At 43.3% G+C, this 25,558-nt stretch carries 22 protein-coding genes; 12 read left to right on the forward strand and 10 right to left on the reverse strand.

Features of this window, described 5'->3' with window-relative positions; translation table 11 throughout:
* The first annotated feature begins 1 nt into the window (after position 1).
* Genes MHN30_RS03440 through MHN30_RS03475 form a run of 8 tightly spaced genes read left to right on the forward strand, consistent with a single transcriptional unit; the run spans position 2 to position 6,428 of the window.
* A complete protein-coding gene (locus MHN30_RS03440) occupies positions 2-739 on the forward strand; it encodes a heme ABC transporter permease (RefSeq protein ID WP_010369087.1) in 738 nt (245 codons plus the stop codon).
* A gap of 2 nt (positions 740-741) precedes the next feature.
* Complete coding sequence (ccmD, locus tag MHN30_RS03445; protein ID WP_039492491.1) at positions 742-945, forward strand: heme exporter protein CcmD; 204 nt, start codon at positions 742-744, stop codon at positions 943-945.
* Positions 942-1,421 carry a cytochrome c maturation protein CcmE gene (gene ccmE / locus MHN30_RS03450; protein ID WP_010369083.1) on the forward strand — a complete coding sequence of 160 codons (480 nt, stop codon included), beginning with the start codon at positions 942-944 and terminating at the stop codon, positions 1,419-1,421. The genes ccmD and ccmE overlap by 4 nt, the downstream gene beginning before the upstream one ends.
* A 1-nt stretch (position 1,422) precedes the next feature.
* Positions 1,423-3,381, forward strand: a complete 1,959-nt coding sequence (locus MHN30_RS03455) for a heme lyase CcmF/NrfE family subunit (protein ID WP_239358245.1) — start codon at positions 1,423-1,425, stop codon at positions 3,379-3,381.
* 1 nt (position 3,382) lies between these two features.
* Positions 3,383-3,955, forward strand: a complete 573-nt coding sequence (locus tag MHN30_RS03460) for a redoxin family protein (protein ID WP_010606381.1) — start codon at positions 3,383-3,385, stop codon at positions 3,953-3,955.
* Entirely contained in the window at positions 3,952-4,416 is a 465-nt protein-coding gene (locus MHN30_RS03465) for a cytochrome c-type biogenesis protein (RefSeq protein WP_039492487.1), read from the forward strand. The genes MHN30_RS03460 and MHN30_RS03465 overlap by 4 nt, the downstream gene beginning before the upstream one ends.
* Complete coding sequence (gene ccmI / locus MHN30_RS03470) at positions 4,413-5,696, forward strand: c-type cytochrome biogenesis protein CcmI (RefSeq protein ID WP_239358255.1); 1,284 nt, start codon at positions 4,413-4,415, stop codon at positions 5,694-5,696. The genes MHN30_RS03465 and ccmI overlap by 4 nt, the downstream gene beginning before the upstream one ends.
* A complete protein-coding gene (locus MHN30_RS03475) occupies positions 5,697-6,428 on the forward strand; it encodes a VacJ family lipoprotein (RefSeq protein WP_039492483.1) in 732 nt (243 codons plus the stop codon).
* Between the two features lie 46 nt (positions 6,429-6,474).
* On the opposite strand, the gene MHN30_RS03480 is transcribed toward MHN30_RS03475, so the two are convergent.
* Both MHN30_RS03480 and MHN30_RS03485 read right to left on the reverse strand, forming a co-directional pair.
* A complete protein-coding gene (locus MHN30_RS03480) occupies positions 6,475-8,493 on the reverse strand; it encodes a TonB-dependent copper receptor (protein ID WP_239358265.1) in 2,019 nt (672 codons plus the stop codon).
* Positions 8,494-8,582: 89 nt separating this feature from the next.
* Positions 8,583-9,803, reverse strand: coding sequence for an HDOD domain-containing protein (locus MHN30_RS03485; RefSeq protein WP_239358283.1), 1,221 nt, complete (start codon positions 9,801-9,803; stop codon positions 8,583-8,585).
* A gap of 317 nt (positions 9,804-10,120) precedes the next feature.
* On the opposite strand from MHN30_RS03485, the gene putP reads away from it, so the two are divergent.
* The gene (gene putP / locus MHN30_RS03490) at positions 10,121-11,602 is read left to right on the forward strand and encodes a sodium/proline symporter PutP (protein WP_222242958.1); all 1,482 of its coding nucleotides are present in this window, start codon (positions 10,121-10,123) and stop codon (positions 11,600-11,602) included.
* 85 nt (positions 11,603-11,687) lie between these two features.
* Here putP and bcp read toward each other — a convergent pair whose 3' ends face one another.
* Both bcp and MHN30_RS03500 read right to left on the reverse strand, forming a co-directional pair.
* Complete coding sequence (gene bcp, locus MHN30_RS03495) at positions 11,688-12,161, reverse strand: thioredoxin-dependent thiol peroxidase (RefSeq protein ID WP_222242960.1); 474 nt, start codon at positions 12,159-12,161, stop codon at positions 11,688-11,690.
* Between the two features lie 9 nt (positions 12,162-12,170).
* On the reverse strand, positions 12,171-12,704 hold the full coding sequence (locus tag MHN30_RS03500; protein ID WP_010369065.1) for an ACT domain-containing protein: 534 nt from the start codon (positions 12,702-12,704) through the stop codon (positions 12,171-12,173).
* Between the two features lie 332 nt (positions 12,705-13,036).
* Here MHN30_RS03500 and bamC point away from each other — a divergent pair, with 332 nt between their 5' ends.
* A complete protein-coding gene (gene bamC, locus MHN30_RS03505) occupies positions 13,037-14,095 on the forward strand; it encodes an outer membrane protein assembly factor BamC (RefSeq protein ID WP_045990484.1) in 1,059 nt (352 codons plus the stop codon).
* A 65-nt stretch (positions 14,096-14,160) separates the two neighbouring features.
* Complete coding sequence (locus tag MHN30_RS03510; RefSeq protein ID WP_239358292.1) at positions 14,161-15,531, forward strand: YjiH family protein; 1,371 nt, start codon at positions 14,161-14,163, stop codon at positions 15,529-15,531.
* A 1,085-nt stretch (positions 15,532-16,616) separates the two neighbouring features.
* On the opposite strand, the gene MHN30_RS03515 is transcribed toward MHN30_RS03510, so the two are convergent.
* The 6 genes from MHN30_RS03515 to pabB form a co-directional block, all read right to left on the reverse strand.
* Positions 16,617-17,141 carry a hypothetical protein gene (locus tag MHN30_RS03515; RefSeq protein ID WP_130164474.1) on the reverse strand — a complete coding sequence of 175 codons (525 nt, stop codon included), beginning with the start codon at positions 17,139-17,141 and terminating at the stop codon, positions 16,617-16,619.
* 14 nt (positions 17,142-17,155) lie between these two features.
* Positions 17,156-19,498 (reverse strand): S8 family serine peptidase, encoded by a 2,343-nt coding sequence (locus tag MHN30_RS03520; protein WP_130164473.1) that lies wholly within the window; start codon positions 19,496-19,498, stop codon positions 17,156-17,158.
* 230 nt (positions 19,499-19,728) lie between these two features.
* Positions 19,729-19,959 (reverse strand): hypothetical protein, encoded by a 231-nt coding sequence (locus MHN30_RS03525; RefSeq protein WP_130164472.1) that lies wholly within the window; start codon positions 19,957-19,959, stop codon positions 19,729-19,731.
* Positions 19,960-20,390: 431 nt separating this feature from the next.
* Positions 20,391-21,767 (reverse strand): L-serine ammonia-lyase, encoded by a 1,377-nt coding sequence (locus MHN30_RS03530; protein WP_010369030.1) that lies wholly within the window; start codon positions 21,765-21,767, stop codon positions 20,391-20,393.
* 168 nt (positions 21,768-21,935) lie between these two features.
* The gene (locus MHN30_RS03535) at positions 21,936-22,496 is read right to left on the reverse strand and encodes a CoA pyrophosphatase (RefSeq protein ID WP_010369028.1); all 561 of its coding nucleotides are present in this window, start codon (positions 22,494-22,496) and stop codon (positions 21,936-21,938) included.
* Positions 22,486-23,835, reverse strand: coding sequence for an aminodeoxychorismate synthase component I (gene pabB / locus MHN30_RS03540; RefSeq protein WP_239358311.1), 1,350 nt, complete (start codon positions 23,833-23,835; stop codon positions 22,486-22,488). Before pabB ends, MHN30_RS03535 begins: the two co-directional genes overlap by 11 nt.
* 163 nt (positions 23,836-23,998) lie before the next feature.
* Here pabB and MHN30_RS03545 point away from each other — a divergent pair, with 163 nt between their 5' ends.
* Positions 23,999-25,525: a fumarate hydratase gene (locus tag MHN30_RS03545; RefSeq protein WP_010606398.1), complete on the forward strand. Its 1,527-nt coding sequence runs from the start codon at positions 23,999-24,001 to the stop codon at positions 25,523-25,525.
* Positions 25,526-25,558 lie beyond the last annotated feature (33 nt).

Raw genomic sequence — 25,558 nt, forward strand, 5'->3', positions numbered from 1 at the left:
AATGTGGAAGTGGTTACATCCTTATGCCAAAGCGGAGCGTGCTTACCAACTGTGTAACACCTTGCTTCCTTACTTTGCCGTGATTGCGGTAGTGGGCTTAATTGTTGGATGGGTTTGGGGGTTAGCCTATGCGCCAGCCGACTACCAACAAAAAGACAGCTATCGTATTATCTTTATTCATGTGCCGTCGGCTATCTGGTCGATGGGTGCATACTCTTCTATGGCTATTGCGGCTATTGTTGCCTTGGTATGGCAAATTCGTAATGCTGAACTGGCGGTTATTGCCATTGCTCCTATTGGTGCGGCAATGACCGCGATTGCGTTAATCACCGGTGCGGCTTGGGGTAAACCTATGTGGGGCGCTTGGTGGGTCTGGGATGCAAGATTGACGTCAGAGCTTATCCTACTGTTTTTGTATTTTGGTGTTTTGTCTCTATATCACGCCTTTGAAGATAAAAAATCAGGTGGTAGAGCTGCCTGTATTCTTGCCATTGTCGGGGTCGTTAATCTGCCTATTATTCATTTCTCGGTAGAGTGGTGGAATACGCTGCATCAGGGGTCAACTATCACCAAATTTGATACGTCAGCGATTGATCCTTCCATGTTGTGGCCTTTGTTGATCAACATAGTGGCGTTTGCTGGTGTGCTTGGCGTGGTTACGCTAATTCGTTTGAAAAATGAAATTTTACGAAGCGAGCAACACCGTCCTTGGGTCCGCGAATTAGTGAATAGGGGTTAATCATGCAGTTTGAATCCTTCAGTGAATTTTTAGCCATGGGTGGCTATGGCTTTTATGTTTGGCTCTCATTCGGCTCATGTGCATTAATACTGGCTGGTATTTTAGTCGGCTCTATCTTGGATGGTAAGGCGCTAAAGCAAGCAGTTAAAGCGCAAATGGCAAGAGAAGCACGCATTAAAAAAGCAAAAGAGGAGTCGCAAGCATGAATCCTAGACGCAAAAAGAGATTATTCACCGTTGTTGCCGTTATCTTTGGTATTGGCGCAGCGGTCGGGCTTACGCTTTACGCACTACAAGAAAATATTAATTTGTTTTACACGCCGAGCGAGCTTGTTGAAGGTAAAGGTGAGTTAAAAGAAATACCGCAAATTGGCCAGAAACTGCGCATTGGCGGTATGGTTGTACCAGGGTCAGTGGTGCGTGATGAAACGTCCTTAGATGTGTCATTTAAACTTATCGACACCGGTCCTATGGTTACTATTCGTTATAAAGGCATTCTTCCTGATCTATTCCGTGAAGGCCAAGGTATCGTAGCACAAGGGACATTAGTTGAGTCTAATGTAGTTGAAGCGTTTGAAGTACTTGCCAAGCATGATGAAGAGTATATGCCATCAGAAGTGGCGGAAGCCGTGAAAGGCATTAAGCACGAAAAGCCAAAATATAATTTAAACAGCGAGAACTAAGATGGTCCCAGAAATAGGTTACTTCGCTTTAGTTCTGGCGATGGCATTGAGCTTATTACTGTGTATTTTCCCATTGTGGGGGGCTTATACGGGTAATTTGAGGCTGATGAAAGCCGCTCCTTCACTGGCCGTTGGTCAGTGTATTCTTGTGGTGTTCTCATTTATGGTACTGATCTACATCACGTTAATGGATGACTTTACGGTTGCGTATGTGGCACATCATTCGAGCAGTACTTTGCCTTGGTATTATAAAATCACCTCAACGTGGGGTGGACACGAAGGCGCAATTTTACTGTGGTTGGTAATGCAATCCATGTGGACCATGCTGGTTGCAGTGATGTCAAAGTCGCTACCGTGGGTTTTGCGAGCGCGTGTGTTAGGCGTACTTGGCTTTTTAGGTGTGGGCTTTATGCTCTATACCCTGTGGATGTCGAGCCCGTTTGAGCGTTTGCTTCCTTACTTCCCTGTTGAAGGGCGTGATTTAAACCCATTATTGCAAGACCCTGGAATGATCATTCACCCGCCACTCCTTTATATGGGTTATGTTGGCTTATCAGTGTCATTCTCTTTTGCAATTGCTGCGCTTTTAACCGGTAAACTTGATAATACTTGGGCTAAATGGTCACGTCCTTGGACAATGGCCGCATGGGGCTTTCTTACTCTTGGCATTACAATTGGTAGTTGGTGGGCGTACTCAGAGCTTGGCTGGGGCGGTTGGTGGTTCTGGGATCCAGTTGAAAACGCTTCACTGATGCCTTGGCTTGTTGCAACGGCTTTATTGCATTCACTCGCAGTAACGGAAAAGCGTGGTGTGTTTAAGTCTTGGACCGTACTACTTGCTATCACCGCGTTTAGTTTATGTTTACTTGGTACCTTTATCGTTCGTTCTGGGATCATCGTTTCGGTGCATGCGTTTGCAACCGATCCAGACCGTGGTTTATATATCCTGTCATTCTTGGCTGTGGTTGTGGGTGGTAGCTTAGCGCTTTACGCACTGCGCGTAGCTCAAGTATATAGTGAGGGGCGCTATCAATTCATTTCGCGTGAGGTGGCGCTGTGGATCAACAATATCTTCTTAGTGGTTGCGACCTTGATTGTATTGTTAGGCACGTTATTGCCTATGATCCACAAAGAGCTGGGCTTAGGCTCTATTTCTATTGGCGTGCCTTTCTTTAACCAAATGTTTGCGATATTAATCGTGCCATTCGCGATTTTGCTAGGTTTAGCACCTATGCTGCGCTGGAAACAAAATAAGATGCCGCCACTAGTGAAAAAGTGGGCTGTATTGATTGCGGTGAGTTTAGTACTTACTGCGACGTGGTTGTATTCGAGCTATGAAGTGGTGGCACCTCTGACATTTGTTGCGACAGCGTTGGCTGTGTGGATAAGTGTGGCTACCGCTGCTGACTTATTTAATAAAGTGACTGTTCACCCGAGTGTTGCGATCGGCTTTAAAAAGCTAGGGTTGAGCTATTGGGCGATGGTACTCGGGCACGTTGGTATTGCCTTTGTTATTGCGTCGGTGACGTTAACTTCAGCATACTCAGTTGAGCGCTCTGTGAGCATGAAACCCGGTGAAACGGCGATGCTAAACGAGTACGAATATCGCTTTGATGGCGTAAAAGAAATTCGAGGCCCGAACTACGGTGGTCATGCTGGCGTAGTGACGGTATTCAAAAATGGTAAAAAAGTCACCGAGCTGCATGCAGAAAAACGCCGTTATGATGTAGGGATGCAGTTTATGACCGAAGCCGCTATTGATGATGGTTTCTTCCGTGATTTATATCTAGCACTCGGCGAGCCGCTTTCTGCAGGCGCGTGGTCGCTTAGGATCTATCACAAACCATACGTACGCTGGATGTGGCTAGGTGGGCTACTTATCTCTTTTGCCGGCTTCATTGTGCTTGCGGATAAACGCTACCGCAGCCGCGTGAAAAAATCATCCCAAGTGGAGGCTTAACATGAACCGCAAGTTATTAGGTTTAGTGCCTTTTTTGATATTTATTTTCCTGTGTGTGTTTTTGTACCAAGGACTATTTGGTAATCCTAGAGAGCTCCAGACCGGCCGTTTAGGACACACTATGCCTGAGTTTTCATTACCCGATCTAATGGATAGTGATAAAACCTGGACAGCCGACTCGCTTAAGGGTGAAGTCTACTTGATGAACGTATGGGGCACTTGGTGCCCAACGTGTATCGCTGAGCTGGGTTATTTAACTGAGCTTAGAGAGCGTGGCGTGAAAATAATAGGTCTATATTACGAGCAGGCTTATGACCCTGATTTTGGCGACCAGTTTGATATCAATGCTCTAAGACAAGATGTCAATAACATGTTGAGTCGTGCTGGTAACCCATACCAATTTAACATTCTTGATTTGGAGCGTACATTAGCACTGGATCTAGGTGTTTCAGGCGCGCCAGAGACTTTTTTGGTAGATAAGCAAGGTAAGATTTTGTTGCATCATACTGGCGACATCAATGAACGCGTGTGGCGCACTAAGTTTGCGGCAATCTATCAGGAGTTAACGCAATGAAATATGTAATTGTTTTGCTTTTAATGATGATTACCGCAGCGGCACAAGCAACGGAAGACAAATATAACTTTGCTACAGCTGAACGTGAGCAAACTTTCCGAGAGCTGACTCATGAGCTACGCTGCCCGAAATGCCAGAACCAAAACATTGCAGATTCAGATGCCGTCGTAGCCAAAGATCTGCGTGATAAAGTCATCGCTTTGGTTAATGAAGGTCAGTCTAAGCAAGAGGTCATTGATTATATGATCGACCGCTATGGCTATTTCGTTCATTATCAACCACCTGTTACGCCTGCAACGATCGTACTTTGGGTACTGCCAGTGGCAATCATTATTTTAGGCTTCGGCTTTATTGTATTTCGTCAAAAACGCGCTGCGAAAAAGCAAGATTGGAATGCAGCGGACGAACAAAAGCTGACTGAGCTCATTAATCAATATCAACGTCAGGAGCGTGAGCAGTGAGCGAATTCTCGACAGATTTAACCCAAATGTGGTTTTTGTTTCTTCTGCTGGGCGTATTTGCCAGTCTCTTTGTAGTTTTTCCGTTTATTAAAAAGGAAAGACGCATCACGGTTGATCATGATGCGAATGCCGAGCGTATCGATATTTTCCATCAGCGTTTGGAAGAGTTAAAAGAAGAGCTTGCTAATCAGCGTATCGAAAAAGACAGTTATAATGAATCTGTGGTTGAACTCAAGCGTCGCTTATTGAATGAGTTATCGCCTGAACAGTCATTGACGAGTCGTGGTGACAACCGTGTGTTGGCGCTGACGGGTATTGCTTTTATGGTGTTGGTGACAGGTGTCTTTTATTTCTACACGGGTAGCCACAGGCAAATAGCGAGCTGGCATGAAGCCGTTGAAAAGTTACCTGAGTATGGTGAGCGTGCAGTAATGCAATCTGGAGAGCCGCTCAATGCCAACGAGCTACAAGCATTTGCGCTGGGGCTAAGAACTAAACTAGCAACAGCTGGCGACGATGCAGTTGCATGGATGTTACTTGGTCGTGTTGCAATGTCACTTAGTGACTTTGAGATGGCGATGCAGGCATTTGATAAAGCACTCGTGATGCAACCTAATAACAACAATGTCCTAGTGAATTATAGCCAAGCATTATTGATAGAGGGCTCAGAGCCAAGTATGAATCGCGCGGCCAGAATGTTGTCAAAAGTGCTCAAGAATGATCCAACGAATATTGATGCGATAAGCTTGCTGGCGTTAATTGCCTATGAACGTCAAGATTGGAAAGAGTCAAAAGCCGCTTTTGAAGTCTTGTTGTCACAATTGACCAAAGATGATCCGCGTTATGAGATGATCGCAGGGCGGATTGCTGAAATCGAACAAAAGTTAGGTCAACAAACAGATGAGTCAGTTGCTGCCAAAGCCAATATTGTCGCTACCGTAACCATTTCGGCAGAGTTACAGAACAAGATTCCAAAGGACAGTACCTTGTTCGTTTTTGCAAAGGCAGCTGAAGGTCCCGCCATGCCATTGGCGGTCGCCAAAATTACAAACTTTAACTTGCCAATGACGGTAAACCTAGATGATAGTATGGCAATGATGCCTGAATTAACTTTATCGAAGTTTTCTCAAGTTACGGTCACTGCTCGTGTTTCTAATGATGGTTCAGTTATGCCTTCAGAAGGAGAACTCGAGGGTGTTTCAAGCGTAATTGAGCTTCAACAAGGCGAAAATCAGCTCAATGTCGAGATTAGTCGTGTCTTAACAAATACAGGGAATTAAATGCTTAAAGCTGTGCTCACAGGTTTACTTGCGCTGACCGTTGTTGGTTGTGCGCAAGTACCCGAAGAGAAAAAGGATCCACGAGATCCATTTCAATCACTTAACCGCCCACTCTATGATTTCAACATGGATGTGTTGGATGCCTATATTTTACGGCCAGTTGCTAAAGGGTATGTCGCGGTGACTCCCGCTCCTGTACGCAGTAGTGTGGTTAATTTCACCACCAACATCGCCGCACCGACCGATGCAGTAAACGCAGCACTACAGGGTAAGCCTGATCATATGGCAATCAATGTTGCTCGCTTTTTAGTTAATTCTACGGTCGGTATTTTTGGCTTGTTTGATGTTGCGAAAACACTTGGGCTTGAGCTTAAAGACGAAGATTTTGGCCAAACCCTTGGTGTGTGGGGCGTTGGCGATGGTGCCTATATTATGATCCCTGGTATGGGACCGACGACCGCGAGAAACTTAACGGGTGATGTAGTCGATAACTTTGTCTTGCCAGAAATTGCACTCACTACGCCACAAACAGTATTAGTGTTCGCGCTGCGTGCGGTTGAAGCAAGAGCGGCTTTGATGTCACAAGAAAAGCTGCTAAATGAGTCGCTTGATCCATACACTTTCTTAAAGGATGTATATTATCAACGTCAATTGTACGAGCTATTCGATGGCAACCCGCCAATGGAAGAAGAGCCGGATGATTTTGACGAGAACTTTTTAGAGAACTTGTAAAAATAAGGTCGGCAATCGCCGACCTTTTGGTTATCTTAGTATACGGTTAGAAGCGCCAGTTAAGATTTGCCCAGAGCGTCCGTCCCGGCTCATTGACTCGATCAATTTGGTCAAAGCCACTTACCGCGGCGCCTGAACGACTTAAATGTTCGGCATAGGTTTTATCGAGTACATTATCTACGCCAGCACTGAGCTGTAATGCATCGCTATATTGATAATTGGTATTGAGTGAAAGTGTGCCAAAGCCTGCCGTTGCAGTGATGTCCTGCCCTGCAATATTCCCTTGTCCAATCGCCACTCTGTGCTGATGTTGTACTAATCTTACCAATCCGCCTAGTTGCCACTTATCGCTTAGTTGGTAATTGCTCGCAATACGCAGTTGCAGAGGCGGTTGCTGAGCTAATGCGAGATTGTCGGTAAGGTTATTACCCTTTAGGTAGTTGATACTACTGGTGAGTTGCAGCGCTTTGCTCGCTTGCCACATTACTTCACCCTCAAAACCGAAGGTTTCCGCGTCAATATTTCTGGTCACTTTTGACATCATATTCATCTTTTCAAACATATTGTCGATTAATAAATAGTCGTCAATTTGGTTATAGAACACCGAGAAATTGACGTTAATGTCTTTGAACTGCTTTACCAATCCAGCATCTAATTGCACGTTTTTTTCAGTATCGACATTAAAGGCAGAAATAGACGTTTCACTTCCTCGGCTACCACCGACTACTTCCCAGTAATCGGGAAAGCGCTCTGTAACGCCGAAGCCGACAAAATAGCTACTGTTTTTAGATTGTGCTTGATAGCGACTAAATCCGCTGAATAACGTATCGTCTCTTGTTTGTAGGGCGGTTGGGTTTGGTTTCATCGACATCATTGCGCTTATCATGGTGCGATGATCTTCACTTTGCCAATCATCAATGCGCAATCCGCTAACCCATTGGCTAGTTTGACTCAATTGATATTCGAACTCGGCAAATACACCGAGCTGTCTAAATTCAGCATCTATTTGGCGTGGCATCGTTTCTACCGGATTGTTGAATTGATCTCGGCTGACTCGATTGCGGTGCTCATTTGCTTGATAATCGACACCGTAAATAAAAGTATGTTGGGCATTGATTTCTGAAGTCAACGTAAGCTTTGCGCCATAAGTTTTACGGTCAGGGTTGGAGGAGGTTGGGGTTTTCATCATCATGTTAGCAACAAAAGGACGTAAGCTATGATTGTCCATGATGTGGTCAACGTAGTTATAGTATGCGTTGAATGTTAACTCTTCAATCAGTGATGAAAGGGAAGATAATTTGATATTCAGGCCGATATTTTCTCGGTCGAAGAGGCTGCCATCCATCATGCGGTCGGCATAGGCAACTTCACCATCGCTTAACCCGTAAGTGATAGAGTAAAAAGCGTCATCGCTTGGGGTATAGGCAAACTCTGTGTCTATATTCCAGCGTTCATACGCTGAGTGAACTTTGGTGCCATTACCATCTTCATAATCATCTGCATCACTGTAATTTGCTGCGATCCGAGCGTATCCGCGTTCATTACCAGCCTTGATATCACTGTTAACACTGTGGCGGCCTTGGCTCGAAAGCACCGCATTGGTAAAGCCAATCACTTCAGATTTAGCTAGGCGTTCATTTTCACGTTCAAACACCACAGTCGCAGCACTGTTGCCCGGACCATACAACACAGTTTGTGGGCCTTTGATGACTTTTAAGGTGTCGTAGGATTGTGGCGTAATATATGCCGTAGGCGGGTCCATGCGGCTACCGCAACCACCAAGCGTTTGACCATTATTGGCGATAATGGCAATTCTAGAGCCTGCCATGCCACGAAACACAGGGTCAGCGCTTGCGCCGCCTTTTTTAATTAGTGAGAACCCCGCAATTGAAGAGAGTAAATCCGCGCCATCTTGTGCTGGTAGTGGTTGGCGTACTGCTTTGGTATCCGTTGTTAGCGTAATTGGTGTTTGCATCGGTGCAATAACAACAATTTTTTCAATTTCATCAGCATGGGTGATGGGAGATAAGGAAACAATAGCAAGAGAGAGTAGGGTGCGTTTCATAAGTTCACTTTGAAGTTGTTTTAGTGCACTTATTTTATCGCTATCAGGTGCTTAGCGGGATGCGACAGATTGTCGCATCCTTTGACAGGTTACTCTATCGCTTTTATTTGAGTGTCACTCCAAACTTGCGACTTTTGATATAGCTCGGCGATATTTTGGCTGGTTACGCCAAGAGATTTTGATATGGTTTCAACATTCTCCCAGTCACCCTTTTCCATAGATTCAGCAAGGTCCAGATAAATACCAAAAGCACTCGGTTTTTTCAGTAGGGTTGATTTAATTTCTTGAGATAAGGGTAATTTCGTCAATAAACTGGCCATATCGTCATCGAGAATGGCGTCCATCAGTGACATCATGCCAACCAAAAATGTACTTCCAGTATCAGAGATCTTATTGGCCTTGGTTGCTATTGCTTCCATAAAGTGTGCGCGCAATAAAGAGAGTGAAAGTAGTTCTTTGGGCTTTTCAGTATTAAGCTGTGAAGCAAATAATAATGAGATCAGACGCTTAAGCTCTTCACTACCGAGTACAACCAAGGCTTGTTTAATCGTTGATATTTCTGCTCGGCGTTTAAATACAGCACTATTTGCATAACGAAGAAGTTTGTAGCTTAGGTTTACATCACGTTCAAAGACCTGTGTGATCCTAGCAAGGTCGGGCTCAACGCTTGAAGTCTCATAAAGCAATTCAGCCATGGCTAATTCCGAAGGAGCCAACGCTTTGGTTTTGACCATTTCGGGTTTGGCAAAAAAGAAGCCTTGAAAATATTTGAATCCAAGCGACTTGGCGAGTTCAAACTGTTCGTAGGTTTCTACTTTTTCTGCCACTAAATCAATATTGGGGAAATCCTGTATCGCGGTTTTAATGGTATGGATTTGCTCTAGGTTAGTTGCCAACAAATCGACTTTTATCTGGTCAATATAGGGAAAAAAATGGCGCCATACATTTTGGTGATGGTAATCGTCAAGTGCAAGCGTATAGCCTTGCTCTTTAAGCTCTTTTACACACGCTAAGAGTCGTTTTCCCGGTTGTACCGTTTCTAATATTTCGACGACGACTTGTTCTGGCGCCAACATTTGCACATAGCCTTTTGCCAGCGTCTCTAGGGTGAAGTTAATGTAAGCAGGGCGTTGATTTGTGAGGTCATCAAGACCAAAGGTAAACTGGCTGCCTTCAACCAAGCGACTTGTTGCTTCATCACCGTCAATTTCGGGAAATACATTATTTAGGCCATCACGAAATAAAAGTTCGTATCCAATCAATTCCCTTTGGACATCAAAAATTGGCTGACGAGCCGCGTAAAAGTACATAGATACTACCGTCCAAACAAATGCTATTGGCTTTAATATAAGGTAAAAGTGCAATCAGGTCACGCTGGGAAATTGAGTTTACAGAATATGGGTAAATACAGAACATAGACTGAATGATAATTAACCAGTTGAATTAGGTACGAATAAAATACTGTTTTGATCAATGGTCGCAGGTGGTTGGGTGTATGGTTTGTGCATGTTATAGTGGGTTCTTTATGTTTTTGGCTTTTATTCAAAGTGAGTTAGAAATCGAATAATTAAGTGATAGAAAAAGCTCACATTTGGAGAAGAGCCCAACTAACAATTAGGAGGCTAATTTGGAGATAGGTACGATAATCTCTCTCGCATTGTATTTTATTGCGATGTTGGGAATTGGGTTATACGCATATAAAAAGTCGACCAGTGATGTGTCAGGCTACATGTTGGGCGGTCGTAGCTTACCACCAAGTGTAGCGGCGCTTTCAGCGGGCGCATCCGACATGAGTGGTTGGATCTTAATGGGTCTGCCGGGTGCCATGTTCCTGTATGGTTTTAGCAGTACATGGATTGCAATAGGTCTTGTGATTGGTGCTTGGCTTAACTATTTATTGGTTGCACCACGCCTGCGTGTTTACACAGAGTATGCAAATGATGCGATAACCATTCCTGACTATTTTGCAAATCGTTTTGAAGATAAAGGAAACGCGCTAAGAATAGTCTCAGCGTTAGTGATCATTGTTTTCTTCACCCTATATACTTCCTCTGGTGTGGTTGCTGGTGGTAAGCTGTTTGAAAGTTCATTTGGCATGAGCTATGAGAGTGGTTTATACATCACCACCGGCGTTGTTGTGCTTTATACTTTATTTGGCGGCTTTTTAGCGGTAAGTCTGACCGACTTTGTACAAGGTTGTATTATGTTTATCGCTTTGATTTTAGTGCCTTTAGTTACCTTCTCACTGCTCGATAATCCGCTATCTCAAACACTAAATGAGTTAAACCCAACGATGTTAACTTGGGTTGGTTCGGCTGGTGCAATAGGTATTATTTCAGCAATGTCTTGGGGTCTTGGCTACTTTGGTCAACCTCATATTATCGTGCGCTTTATGTCTGTTCGAAGTGTGAAAGACATGCCGACAGCGCGTCGCATAGGGATGAGCTGGATGATAGTTGCAGCTCTCGGTGCTGTGGGCACTGGTTTGTTTGGTGCAGCTTACGCACATGAACATGGGCTTGTTGTGGATGACGCCGAGACCATTTTCTTGATTTTATCTCAGCTATTGTTCCACCCATTGATTGCTGGTTTTTTACTTGCAGCTATTCTTGCCGCAATTATGAGTACTATTTCTTCGCAATTGTTAGTGAGTTCAAGTTCGTTGACTGAAGACTTTTATAAGATATTCTTGAATAAGAATGCTTCGGATAAAGAGCTGGTGCTTGTTGGTCGTGCTAGTGTGCTGGTTGTAGCGCTTGCTGCAATTTATCTTGCGTATGACAGAGATAGCTCGATTCTAGATCTTGTAAGTAATGCTTGGGCTGGTTTTGGTGCAGCATTTGGCCCACTGGTGCTGATAAGCTTATTCTGGTCTCGCATGAACTTTGCTGGCGCGCTTGCTGGTATGGTATCTGGCGCGGTGACTGTGTTGGTATGGATCTATGGTCCGTTTACTTATAATGGTGAGCCGCTTAGCGCGACATTATATGAAATTGTTCCAGGGTTTATTGTCGCGACTATCGCTATCTTTGCTGTTAGCCTTCTGACCAAGGAGCCAAGTAAAGAGATCACGACGCTATTTGATAAAGTAGAAAAAGCGCTTGATTAAAGTTGGTTGAAGTGAATAAAAAACGGAGCATTCGGCTCCGTTTTTTATTTCTTAAATATACGTAAATACGGTTTAAGGAGTCACTTTAAGCTTGTTCTTTTAAGTGGTTAATCACGACTTCATGGTGATCTTTGGTTTTAAACTTATTGAACACGTGCTTGATGGTGCCGTCTTGACCGACTAAGAAAGATAGGCGATGAATGCCATCATATTCTTTACCCATAAACTTCTTTAGTCCCCACACACCAAACTCATCGGCTACCGCGTGGTCTTCATCCGAGAGTAAGTCAAAGTTGAGTTCTTTTTTGTTTTCAAAGTTCTTTAACTTTTTCACAGGATCTGGACTAATACCAACGGCCACGGTGTTTAATTCAGTTAGTTCAGCTTTGTGGTCGCGTAAATTTTCGGCCTGAACCGTACAGCCAGGGGTTAATGCTTTAGGATAAAAATAGACTAAAACTTGGTGAGACTTTAATAAAGTAGCAAGTTCAACGGTCTCGTCGTTTTGGTTTTGCAGTGAAAATAGTGGCGCTTGATCACCAACTTTTAAAGTATTCATAGTAAATCCTTAGCGAATGCGTCTAAATATATAGTCTACGTTTAAGGAGTGAGAAAGATCTTCGAACTGAACTTTAAAGTTATCAATATCCACATCCACTGGAATATTAAACTCAAGCTCGCAGCGCATATGTAGCTCGTCTTCTTGCTCAAAGGTATCTGACTTCAGTGAACAAATATTCACTCCTTGTGCTGCAAAATAGCGCGTTACTTTGCTTAGTGTACCGGGAGTATCTAGTCCTTCATATTCCAAAGTATAACCTGCACTGTATTCGCCTTGCTGATGGCTCGACGTGCGTTTCATCATGGTTAAGAGACCGAGTTCCATCCCTTTTGCTGGCAAGGTATGTTCTACACGACTAATAGACGCCATGTCACCGGCTAGCAACATAATAAAGGTAAATTCATTTCCCAATATTGCGATACGACTGTCGATAATATTACAGTTGCAGTCACTCACAAGCTGTGTCAATTCGCCAACAATACCAGATCTGTCTTCTCCTATTGCGGTTAAGACAAGTTGATGGTTTGCATGCATGGTCATTTTGGAACCTCTGATTTCACGTAATGCGCTCAAGGTTAATAGTTAACGCGAAATACTACCATATCTGAGTTTTAGCGCTAGCGCGTTGTAATAAAAAATAGAATTAGGGTTGCGCGGCATGGTTGCTTGTTTTTCTAATGTATGACAAGTAACATAAGGCAAAATTTTGGCTATGAGATACGTGTTCCCGATATAGTACGTGGAATATTTGATAGCATAGCGTTATTAATTCAGAGATTGTCAATTTTTGGCAACTTTGTGTGAACCAATTCGGCAATCCTAAATCATAACTTTGATTCGAATAATAATAGGGTTTGCTAAGGAGTAAATGAGTGCAGTATTGGATCCCAAAATCACTGGTTCTTGGAATTGCCGTGAGTCTAAGCGGCTGTAGTATTTTTACAAATGATGCACATCATGAAAGAAATTATCGTGCAAATGCACCGGTGAAAGCCCCTGAGGGCTTAGCTCAGCCTTATCGAGACCCAGAATTTGCAATGCCTGTCGGCCAATATGAAAATACAGCTGAACCGGTAAGTTACCGTGCACCGCAACAGGTATTAACAGTTGCGCAAGGCAGTTGGGTAGAGCAGGGCGAAGAAGCTGCAAGGATCTTTTTTGATAAAAATGACGGTATAGAAGATTTACCAGCATTTATTTGGCGGGCTGTAGATGGCGTTGTGGCGATGCATAATGCCGGACTTGAAAGCGATAACAAGGCGCAAGGTTCGGTGACCACAACTTGGTATTCACTGATTAAGCCAAAAGACGGCTGGTTTTGGGAAGAAGCGGCAGAGCCATCAAAGCAAAAGTTTAAGTTTACTGTCGAGCAAAAAGAACATCAGCGTACGGCGTCAATTCGAGCGGAATTAGTAGATTATCAAGGCGATGGTGAGTTAACTGCGCTTCAGAAAAACCACCTCGAAGTTCGGGCACTGAACGAAGTCGTTTCAGAATTTGACTATCAATATCGTCTACTGCAAGTTGAAATGCGTAAGCGCCAAGGTGTGCTGGCACTTGAACTTGGGTTTGACAAGAATGGTGATTCGGCGCTACTGACTGAAAAAGGTCAAGAAGCGGTGCTTGATCGCTTCTCAAACTTCCTAGAAAGAAGTAACTTTACGGTTGTTCGTGTCGATAGAGAAAAGCAGGAAGTTTTGGTCCGTTATGAAGCGCCTGAAAGCAGCGTTTGGGACTCTATTTGGGGTGAAGAAGCGGTTGTGTTGCCAATTGACAATGGTGATTACACGATAAAGATCGCTCAAGCGCAGGATACGCGTACTTCAATTACCTGGAAGGATAGCGAAGGTAACGTACTTGATGCAAACACCATGAATAACCTGCATCAAGCCTTGATCACTTTGCTTAGGCAAAAAGGTCTAACAATCTAATAAATATAATAATTTAAAAACGAAAAGAGCTTCGGCTCTTTTCTTTGTTTTTGTGGAAGTAAAAAATGACAGAGAGCACTATGACACCACGCTCCACCTTACAAACGTGGTTTGCGTTTATCGTACCGTCATTGATTGGTATCTTTTTATTTATGACGCCAGTGGCGGTGGGGGAAGCAATGACTATCCCAATCGCTGTTATGGCGAAGTGGTTACAAGCGCAAGTCGCTCCTTTTATTAAAGACATGATTGTCGCAATAGTATGTATTACCGGGATCATGAGTTTGGTGATGAAGCTCCTAAGACCCCAAGCGCTATTAAAAATAACCATAATAAAGCACTTATTTGACGTTAGCTGGGTTTGGTTGATAACCCGACTAGTCGGCATGGTGTTTATTGTGCTTACCTTCAATGGTGTTGGTCCAGAAGCGATCCATTCAGAAAACACAGGAGCATTAGTGCTAAATGACTTGTTACCTGTACTCTTTTCTGTCTTTATTCTTGCCGGCTTGTTACTGCCATTACTACTTAACTTTGGTCTACTTGAGATGGTTGGTACACTCTTAACCAAAGTGATGCGCCCGCTATTCGGTGTGCCTGGTCGTAGCGCGGTAAACTGTGTTGCTTCTTGGCTTGGCGACGGTAGCGTAGGTATCTTGATGACTGCTCGCCAATATGAGGATAAGCACTATACACAACGGGAAGCGGCTATCATCGGCACCACATTCTCCGCGGTTTCCATTACTTTCTGTTTAGTTGTGATTGGTCAAGTTAAACTCGAACACCTGTTTGCTCCTTTTTACCTCACCGTATGTGCAGCTGGCTTTGTTGCAGCGATCATAGTGCCGCGCTTACCACCGCTAAGGTTCAAAAAGGATATCTATGTAGATGGTAGTGATCACAATCAGGATTCAGAAGCGGTACCAGAAGGAAAAGGCCTATTAGGTCATTCTTTGGATATTGCACTTGCTAAGGCAAAAACGGCACCAGGGCTTAAAGGTACATTAGAAGAAGGCCTGCATAATGCGTTAGATATGGTATTTGCAGTACTTCCCGTGGTTATGGCAGTTGGTACTTTTGCCCTGATCATCGCAGAATACACCTCTGTATTTCAATATTTAGGTACACCTTTCGTTCCTTACCTCGAGCTACTCAATGTGGCAGAAGCCGAAAAAGCAGCACAGACAATCGTTGTCGGCTTTGCTGATATGTTTATTCCGTCAATCCTTGCAGCAGGCTCTATTGAAAGCGATACCACCAGGTTTATCGTTGCTGCAATGAGTGTTACCCAGTTAATTTATATGTCAGAAGTTGGCGCGTTGTTGCTTGGCAGCAAGATCCCAGTGAACTTGTGGGAGCTATTCCTAATATTTATTTTAAGAACGCTTGTTACCTTACCTGTTATCGTCTTTATGGCGAAATGGTTAGTCGGTTAAAAGAACATTCGATAACAGAGTTCACTAATAACCCACAATATTTACTCGCTTAAATATTGTGGGTCAGTTGGCTAACTTCATGCTGAATATTGACGTTTGATGCTCGGACTGGCCGAACCAAATCAGTCTAGACTGAGCATTATTCTTTATCGATAGTCTAACTTTACAAAGCCGCTTCGTGCTGCCAATAACTGATATAAAGTCCAAGTATAAAAAGCTGCAGTCGGGCTAGGGTTTTTCGGCAGTTTTGGCCTACACCTGCAAGCACTGCGTTAAGTCCATCATCTTGCTTTCTTTTTAAGCGGCTAAGACCCAAGTGTCTATTCTATTTCATGTGCCCGATGATTAGCTCTATTGCATTGCATCGCTTGAGCTTTTTTATACTCGGTGTCGCTCCATGCTTTTGCCCAGCAATACATACATCATAATACGCTGCTAAGTACCCTCGATGAGCCTTATCTACAAAACAGCTGTAGAGTCGCAAATCAGTGATATTTTCCATTATCGAGTGAAGAATTGCATGCCGAAAAGGTATTACACGGTGGATTTGTGCACCACATGGCTACTGTATTTTCGTCAGACAGTTTGTGAATTTGTTTAAGGTATTCGAGACCCGTGAGCTGGTGAATAAGCATTGTGCCAGCACCTTTATCACCATAGTGCTGTTTAAATCCAACTTATATTCGCAATCAATCAATGAGTTTGGACGACTTCACGAGTTTATGACGCGGTGAAATGATATCAATGAACTCGCTTTGAAACAGGTGGTTTTATGGTGTTTGTATGTATGGTTTTGGTTTCTTTTTTACATTCAAATTACAACGTTTTGGTTATCAGGTTCAAAAAACTGCAATTTTAGGATAGTAGGGTCGTTTAGTTCTTTATGTAATTCAATAAATTAAATTGATTTCAGGATGAGCCAACTCGAAGAGGAGGCAAGAGATATGCAAAATATGGTGGTCACGTTTATCTAGCCAAATTTGAGGTCAAGCAGTAAGTAATGTCGTCAGTGTTTTAGGCTTTCGGAGTGCAAAAAAAGCCCCATTCGACATGAGGCTTTAGAAAGTCTGTATTTAACAGTGAAGTTATCTAGATGTGTATAAAGTACCTAACACTTCAATTTTAGCTTCAACTACCTTTCCCGATTGCTTCAGCTCGGCAAGTTTACCAAGTAAATCTTGATTGCTATTTACACTAACAACAGCAATTCTGCCACCGTCATATGTATTTTCAACAGCAACGCCGAATTCACTTGCTAAATTGCTTGCAGACGCACCGTCTTTCAATAGAAGGTTAATATTGCCAGATACAGGAGCAATTTCACCATTAAAAATATTTTTTACTAAAGAACCTTTAGTGAACAACTTGCTGACCGAAGTTGACTTAACCAAAGCTTTATTACCTTTTTTGCTAACAATAGCATTGGGATCTGCAATTGCTGCAGGAACTAATGCATGATCAGACATGATTTTATAAGCGCCAAAGTCAGGTTGTTCAAAACTTGCCACTTTGTTGACCTTCTCCATTTTTGGAGTCAAGTTGTCATTAGCTTCTGCTTGAGTCAAGAATAGTGAACCCGTAATTAGTGCTGCGATTTTTAACTTGTTCATAATATACACTCCTATTACTCAGCAGACTGGTGACCAAAGATACGTACAGCTGCACCCATCAATTTTGATGGTGTAGAGTTGTTTACGTAACCATTATAGACAATATCGCCTGTGCTAGCTGTTGCAAACGATTTGTCAGAAACGTCTAGCACGCGAATTGTCCATTCCCCCTTGGCTGATTCGCCATAGAAGCTATTTGATAAAAATACCCCATTTTTCAGGATATAACCGTTCTGGAAGCCGGCTCCACTAAGGTCATATGCAGGGCGTATCAACGCTTGTCGAGATGACAGTAAAACACTTCTAGTTCCACTTGGAGAGATAACTTCAATCGCTAAATCGGATCCCGCAGTAGACTGAAGGACATCTTCACCACTTTGCATTCCCATACCGAATTCATCGTTGAATACGTCTAGTTTAAACTGAGCTGCTTCAACTTTGATATCATCTTCAATTGTGACTTTGTATGTCGCACCAACCAAGCTATTATCAGGGATTGGCATTTCAAGTGATTCTTCTGCTACTACTGAGCCTGCGCCGGTCCAATCAGTGATTACTTCTTCGCCTAAATCGTTCGAGTATGACTTAGCCATTTTCACAGCCTCGCCAGCATCGACACGTCCAAATCCGTAAAGGTTATTATGGCTATAACCAGCCGCATTCTCAACCCAACCGTCATGTGCAACGAATTCGTTATCACCTACAGGTACCGTTACAGAGGCATTTTCAGCATCATTCTTGGTACTAGTTGATGCAATGATGTGTCGCACATCCCTCCAAGTTAGTTCGTTGTTGGCTGAAAGGATTAAAGATATCACACCAGATGCATTTGGAGCTGCCGAAGAAGTTCCGTTCATAGAAGAACGATAATTACAATTAGGGTTTTCAGGATGACCAGGGTAATCGAATGGATACTGGCTTGCGGCAAACTCTTCACCATAAGCGCCAGTCCAACCAGCTATCGTGCGACCAGTGTAGCCTGAGCTACCGCTCAAACATGTCATCGGGTCGGTTGTAACCATTGCTGGAGCCCAACGGCCATATTCACCGGCTGGGGCTGCAGCTAATAGGTTAGAACCAGCGCTTGAATAGCTTGTGTGTTTACCATTTGAGTTAACAGCGCCAATAGAAAAGTAGTATGGATGGCCTTGGCTACTTTCACTGTTACTATTGTAACAAGTTAACCCAAGGTCATTTGCACCATTATCTTCACAGAATGACCCTTCTAAGTCCTCACTCACGAAGCTATTACCGCTTGATTTTACGTTGGTCGCTCCTTTACCCGAGCGAAGCTTTCTGTTTGGATAAGACTCAATGGCTTCGTCGAGTTCTGAATAGCTAAATTGAACTGGGTAAGTAAGGCCATAACTGCGGTTAAACACAGAAATAGATTCGCTTGCAGTGATACCTGAACCAGGAAAACCATGAACTAATAGCTCTTGCTTCGGCGTTTTTTCGCCGCTTGCCAATAAGTTCATTCCAATGAGGCCTGTATCGGGTGAAACACCTCGGCCGCCTAAGCCATTCCAGCCTTTTGAGGCGATAAGGCCAGCTACGCTAGTACCATGGTCGCCATTGGTTGCCGTACTTGTTGGATCTGTTTTGTCCAAAGCGCCGTTTAAAAGGTTTAATGATCGATTCGGAAGCACATTAGGTGCTAAATCTTCGTGTCGAATTTCAAGTCCCGAATCTACTACTACCGCAGTAACGCCTTGACCAGTAACACCTTGAGCGAATGCATTTTTTACATTCATATCTTCGCCAGCGACTAAGATGTTTGTTTCTGCTTCTTCGAATTCTTTATCCCAATATTGTTGGGCTTCTTCTTCTGTCATTATTCCACGGCCTACATATAAGTCGACGAGACCTTGTTTCATTTCGTCACTTAGTGCATATGCTTTCTGACCGGTGTTGTTTAAGTGCCATTGTTGGCTGGCTAGGGGATCTGTAATGGCTGCTGGGATCTCGATGCTACCACTAGCAGATTTACTGTTTGCTGTAACTGTGAAGTTAATTGTTGCCGCTTCGCCTGTCACTGACAGGTAGTCAAACGTGTTGATACCTTTTAGTGTCAAAATACCATGTGAAAGAGTATAAACATTGTTTTCTGGAGTGATCTCAGTTTCACCATCAAATATTGTAATTGATAGGTTATCGCCATCAGCATCAGAGGCTTGAATTGGACCTGAAGTTGTTTGCCAATGCTTAACATTCTCTAATTGAGTAACGCCGGCTTGAGGGGCTTGATCTACTTCTTGAGCTGAGCTGTTCTTATTGTTATCACTACCACCACAAGCAGATAGTGCTAATACTATCGCTGCAGATAAAGCAGTATATTTGAATTTATTGTTATTCATGTTATTTACCTTCGTGATCTTTACGGCAACAAATGTACTCAAGTAAATTTATGTTAGCAATTTTATAATTGATTTCGTTGTAACCATTTTGTAAACGGAAAATATATTTTATCTATATTATCATGTGGTTAGGATATTTGAAAACAAATGTAAACAGGGGTGGTGGCTGTTGAAAAAACAAACAGGTTAGAGGAGTATTTAACCTGTTTGTAATCTTTGGTGGGTGACTATTATAAACTGTTAATATCCTTTTTAACTTGATAACCTTCGTCAGTAACAATCTGCTCAAGAATGACAACTCTTGATTTCAAAGCGTTAAGCTCTGCGTGCAACTGGTCTCGTTCTTTTTGGCTTTGCGAATCTAACTTTTTGTATTCTAAACGTCGTTTATACATTTCGCTAAGTATGCCTCCACCCACGCTAATGAGTACAATTAAAAAAACCATCGTAGTGCCGGACATAATCAATTTACTCCTTTTTGTTGATAATTGATGCTGATATTTAGCTTAGTCGTATTTTATCCATCTATTACCGTATGGATGTAAATAGCCTGAATTTCTGATAATGCTTATTTATCATGGATCTTGTGAAAATCATTCCATGGTTACTGCTTCTAGCCTCTACTAAAATGACAATAGATACTTTTGCGTTAGCAAGATGGTTAAGTGCTGTCACCGTAAAAACTCTATTGTTGTAACAGGCAGTAGCTATATAAAGGTTTTGACCACAATGCGCTATTTTGCCGCTTACTCTGGTCTAAAGTTAATTATTCATGCTTATAAAGAGTAAACTAAAATCAGTAAGTTAATCTGTATACACCATAAAAAATGGCATCATGATTTACCATCATGATGCCATTAAGTCATCTATAAAGTGAACTGACAATTGTCAGTTAGCACTCAATAATATTTACTGCCAATCCACCGCGCGCGGTTTCTTTATACTTGGTTTTCATATCGTTACCGGTATCAAGCATCGTTTTAATCACTTTATCTAGTGACACTTTTTGATCGCCCGTACCGCGCAAAGCAAGGCGAGATGCGTTAATGGCTTTAATAGAACCCATCGCATTACGCTCAATACACGGAACTTGCACAAGCCCACCGACAGGGTCGCAGGTTAGACCCAAGTTATGCTCCATACCAATCTCGGCGGCGTTCTCAACGTGTATGACGTTACCACCCATTATTTCAGTTAGAGCGCCAGCAGCCATTGAGCATGCAACACCTACTTCACCTTGGCATCCAACTTCAGCGCCAGAAATAGAAGCATTCTTCTTATATAAGATCCCAATTGCCGCTGCGGTAAGTAGATAACGTGTGGCAATCTCTATATCCACTTCTTTGATAAAAGTGTGATAGTACATTAACACCGCTGGAAGAATACCAGCGGCACCATTGGTTGGTGCGGTCACCACGCGGCCACCTGCTGCATTTTCTTCGTTGACTGCCAGTGCAAACAAATCCACCCAATCCATTGCGCGCAGTGGATCTTGGTGCGTTTCTACACTGAGTTTTAAATACAGGCTAGGTGCACGACGACGAACCTTTAAACCGCCTGGTAAAATACCTTCGGTTTTCATACCACGTTCAATACAAGCTTTCATTACTTGCCAGATGTGGAATAGCGTTTCTTTGATTTCAGATTCTTTACGTAGCGTTTTCTCGTTGGCCATCATTAACGAAGACACACTGAGCCCAGACTCTTTACACATTTCCAGTAGCTCGGCGGCGGAATTGAATGGGTAAGGTGCCGGGTTTTCTGTTCTGATATCTAGCGCTGCTTGCTTTTCAGCTTCAAAATTCTGATCGGTAACGATAAAGCCACCACCAATCGAATAGTAAATTTGGCTATGAGCAAGCTCTTCGCCTTTATATGCTTTAATTTCCATTGCATTGGAGTGCTTAGGCAGCGTTTTTCGACGGTGAAAAACAATCGCGCCTTGCTTAGGAAATTTTACTTTATGTTGCTTGTCGAGATAGATAACCTGTTCATTTTCTATGGTTTCTAAGATCTCTGGTACTAGATCTGCATCTATGGTTTCAGGATCGTAACCCGCAAGTCCCAAAATAACAGCCTTACCAGAGCCGTGGCCAATACCTGTTTGGCCTAAAGAACCGAACAGTTCCACTTTCACCGAAGTGATATCATCAACGATGCCTTGTGCCTGAAGGTCTTGTACGAATAACCTAGAAGCACGCATTGGTCCCACTGTATGAGAGGAAGAAGGGCCAATACCGATACTAAACATATCGAATGCACTGATCATAAATTTTACTCACATTGCCTTTAAAACGGACGCCATCATAACGTGTCTACTTAGGGAAGTAACCCATAATCGGCAAAAGTATATGCCAGCTTTGCAGTAAGCATGATAGAAAGGTCTCTAATCTGCAAGGTGGATGGGGATTTTAAAAAAGGTCTTACCAGTTAAGAGCTAAAATAGGGCGGTGAACTGTTTGACGATTTTTGCCGTTGCGCCCCACAGTAAACCGTGCGGTGTCATAAACCCGTCGAGTGAAACTGGTTTGCCTTTATTGGTAAAATGGAAAGTTCGCCAATTCTTGGCCGTGCTTAATTGGTTTAATGGCACTGTAAAGGTTTGTTGCACTTCGTCGCTTTGATTCACCCAAGTCGCATCTTGTTGTACAGAAGCAACAACGGGGGTGATTTGGTAGCCGGTTAGCGTTTGCATAAACGGCAATATGCCCAATACTTGAGACTCAGAGATTGTCAGACCTATCTCTTCTTCGGTTTCGCGCAGTGCTGTATTGATGATATTGCTATCTTGTTGTTCGACTTTGCCGCCAGGAAAGCAAATTTGACTCGGGTGGCTCGGCAATTCGCTGCTGCGTTTGCAAAACAACAGGTGGGCTCGAGTGTTTACATCAACAATAGGAATAAGCACCGCACTTTGCTTTAGAGTATGCAGTGTAGTTGGTGTTTGCGCCATGATGGGCGCCAGCATAAATTGCGATATAACCTGATCAATCTTCATTCAATACCGGGAGGATTTTATTCACTTTGTGGTAAGTCTCTTCAAATTCCAACTGTACTTGAGAGTCTTTGACTATACCACCACCTGCCCAGCAATGTATCTTATTTTGATGACAAACTAGGGTTCTGATAGTGATAGAGGTATCCATATTACCACAGGCGCTGAGGTAACCGATTGAGCCGCAATAAACGCTGCGTCTGTGCGGCTCTAGCTCTTCGATGATCTCCATGGCGCGGATCTTAGGGGCACCTGTTATGGAGCCTCCGGGGAAGGCGGCTTCGAGTTGATCAACAGCACATTTACCCTCGGCTAGTTTAGACGTTACTGTGCTGACTAGATGGTGAACCGCAGGAAAACTTTCGATTGCAAAGAGTGATGGAACCTCAACAGAACCCGGCTTGGCCACTTTACCCAAGTCGTTACGCAGTAGGTCAACTATCATGACATTCTCGGCTCGGTCTTTGCTGCTGTTTCTCAGTTTTTCAGCTTGCGCTTTATCGGCGTCAGTATTTGGTAACCTTGGCAAGGTGCCCTTAATCGGCTTAGTTTCTACAATATTGTTTTTAACTTGGATGAAGCGCTCTGGTGACACAGAAACAATAGCACTACTGCCTAAGTTAAAAAATGCTGAGAAAGGCGCTTGGTTGTGGTTTCGAAGCTTTTTATACGCGAGCCACGGAGTTCCTTCAAAGTTAGCACTGAATCGCTGTGCTAGGTTTATTTGATAACAGTCGCCAGTTAACAAATAAGATTGAATGCGCTCAAAGTTTTGCTCGTATTGTGCTCTAGTCATGTTTGACTGCCACTGTGACGTCAGCCTAAATGGCTCAAAATCTGAGGTGTCCTCGAGCCGCTGCAAATACATCTCTAGCCTTTGTGTATTAGGTTGTGACACATAAAACCAAGCTTTGAGTACTTGGTCATAAATTAACGCGTCTGGATACAAGCCAACACAAGCATCTGGGAGCCGAATATCATGTTCTGCACAATGTGGAATGTGTTCAATATAACGGCCGAGATCATAGCCAAAATAACCAAGCCAACCGCCATTAAAAGGTAAATCATGGGGAGCACTGCAATTACTATACTGGGCAAGCTTATCTTTCATCACAGTGAAAATAGATTCACTTTGCAGTTCGCCGTCTAAAAATACATTTCCGTCTTTAGCTTCAAGTAAATTAATTGGTGCAATCGCAATGATATCGTAGCGACTATTGATGTGATCGGAATCGCTTGAATCTAAGAGGATAGCCTGAGATTCGTTTGCAAAGTGTTCAAATAATTCTAGTGCATTATGCCTAATGTCTAATTTCGTACAGTTTATTCGCTCGTTTATCATTTACTTGACCTGCAAAGCTAGCCCCAAACGGGCGGGGAGGTTATCATAGTTACCTGCTATTCCATAGTTTAAGGTATTGAAATTGACTTTCTGACGCTAAATAACAACAATTGCCAGCGAAGTTTCAATACCAAAAAATACCGTCGAAAATTGAGGAACCGTCATGAGTACAATCCGTCAGCAAGACTTTATTGATAGCATTGAAGATGCGCTTCAATATATCTCATTTTACCACCCACTTGATTTTGTCCAAGCATTAGAAAAGGCCTACGAAAAAGAAGAAAGTAAGGCCGCGAAAGATGCAATTGCACAGATCTTAATTAACTCACGCATGTCAGCAGAAGGTAAGCGTCCGCTGTGTCAAGACACTGGGATAGTAACCTGCTTTGTTAAAGTCGGTATGGACGTTAAGTGGGATAAAACTGACTTGACGGTACAACAAATGGTAGATGAGGGAACTCGTCGTGCCTATATGAACCCAGATAACCCGCTACGTGCATCAATCGTTGCCGATCCTGCTGGTAGCCGTAAAAACACCAAAGACAATACGCCTTCGGTAGTACACATTGATTTAGTACCTGGTGCTGAAGTTGAAGTGATGATTGCAGCGAAGGGTGGCGGCTCTGAAAACAAAACTAAAATGGTGATGCTAAACCCATCAGATGATGTTGCAGAATGGGTAGAAAAAACATTACCGACAATGGGCGCTGGTTGGTGTCCTCCGGGCATGCTAGGTATAGGTATCGGTGGTACAGCAGAAAAAGCGGCTGTATTGGCAAAAGAGTCTTTAATGGATCCGGTTGATATCCATGAGCTAATGGAACGTGGTGCCGAAACCGCAGAAGAAAAGCTGCGTCTAGAAATTTTTGAACGTGCAAATAAGCTAGGCATTGGCGCACAAGGCCTTGGTGGTTTAACAACCGTTGTTGACGTTAAAATCAAAACAGCACCAACACACGCAGCGTCTAAGCCAGTGGTAATGATCCCTAACTGTGCCGCTACACGCCACGTACATTTCACACTAGATGGTTCAGGTCCTGCAGATCTAAAAGCACCAAAGCTCGAAGATTGGCCAGAAGTGACTTGGGAAGTGGGTGAAGATACGCGTCGTGTCAATTTAGATACTTTGACCAAAGCAGATATCCAAGAATGGAAAATGGGTGAAACGGTGTTGCTTTCAGGCAAGATCCTAACTGGTCGAGATGCAGCGCATAAACGTCTACAAGAAATGATGAATTCTGGTCAAGGCTTGCCAGAAGGTGTCGATTTCACTAATAAGTTCATCTATTACGTGGGTCCAGTGGATGCTGTTGGCGACGAAGTCGTGGGTCCTGCAGGTCCTACCACATCTACACGTATGGATAAGTTTACTGATCTGATGTTAGAGAAAACGGGTCTTATCGGCATGATCGGTAAAGCCGAGCGCGGTCCTGCAACTGTTGAGTCAATCAAACAAAATAAAGCCGTGTACCTTATGGCTGTAGGTGGTGCAGCGTACTTGGTGGCTAAGGCAATTAAGAAATCACGTGTTGTAGCGTTTGAAGACTTAGGTATGGAAGCTATTTATGAATTTGAAGTAGAAGACATGCCGGTGACGGTTGCTGTTGATAGCAATGGTGAGAATGCGCATACCCAAGGCCCAGCAATTTGGAAAGCACGAATTGAAGAGTTAGATAGCAAACTTAGTTAATCAGCGATACATTGATGGAGAGTACAATAGGTA

Origin of the sequence: Pseudoalteromonas sp. OF7H-1 (genome assembly GCF_022347825.1) — a bacterium.
GTDB classification, from domain to species: Bacteria; Pseudomonadota; Gammaproteobacteria; order Enterobacterales; family Alteromonadaceae; genus Pseudoalteromonas; species Pseudoalteromonas maricaloris.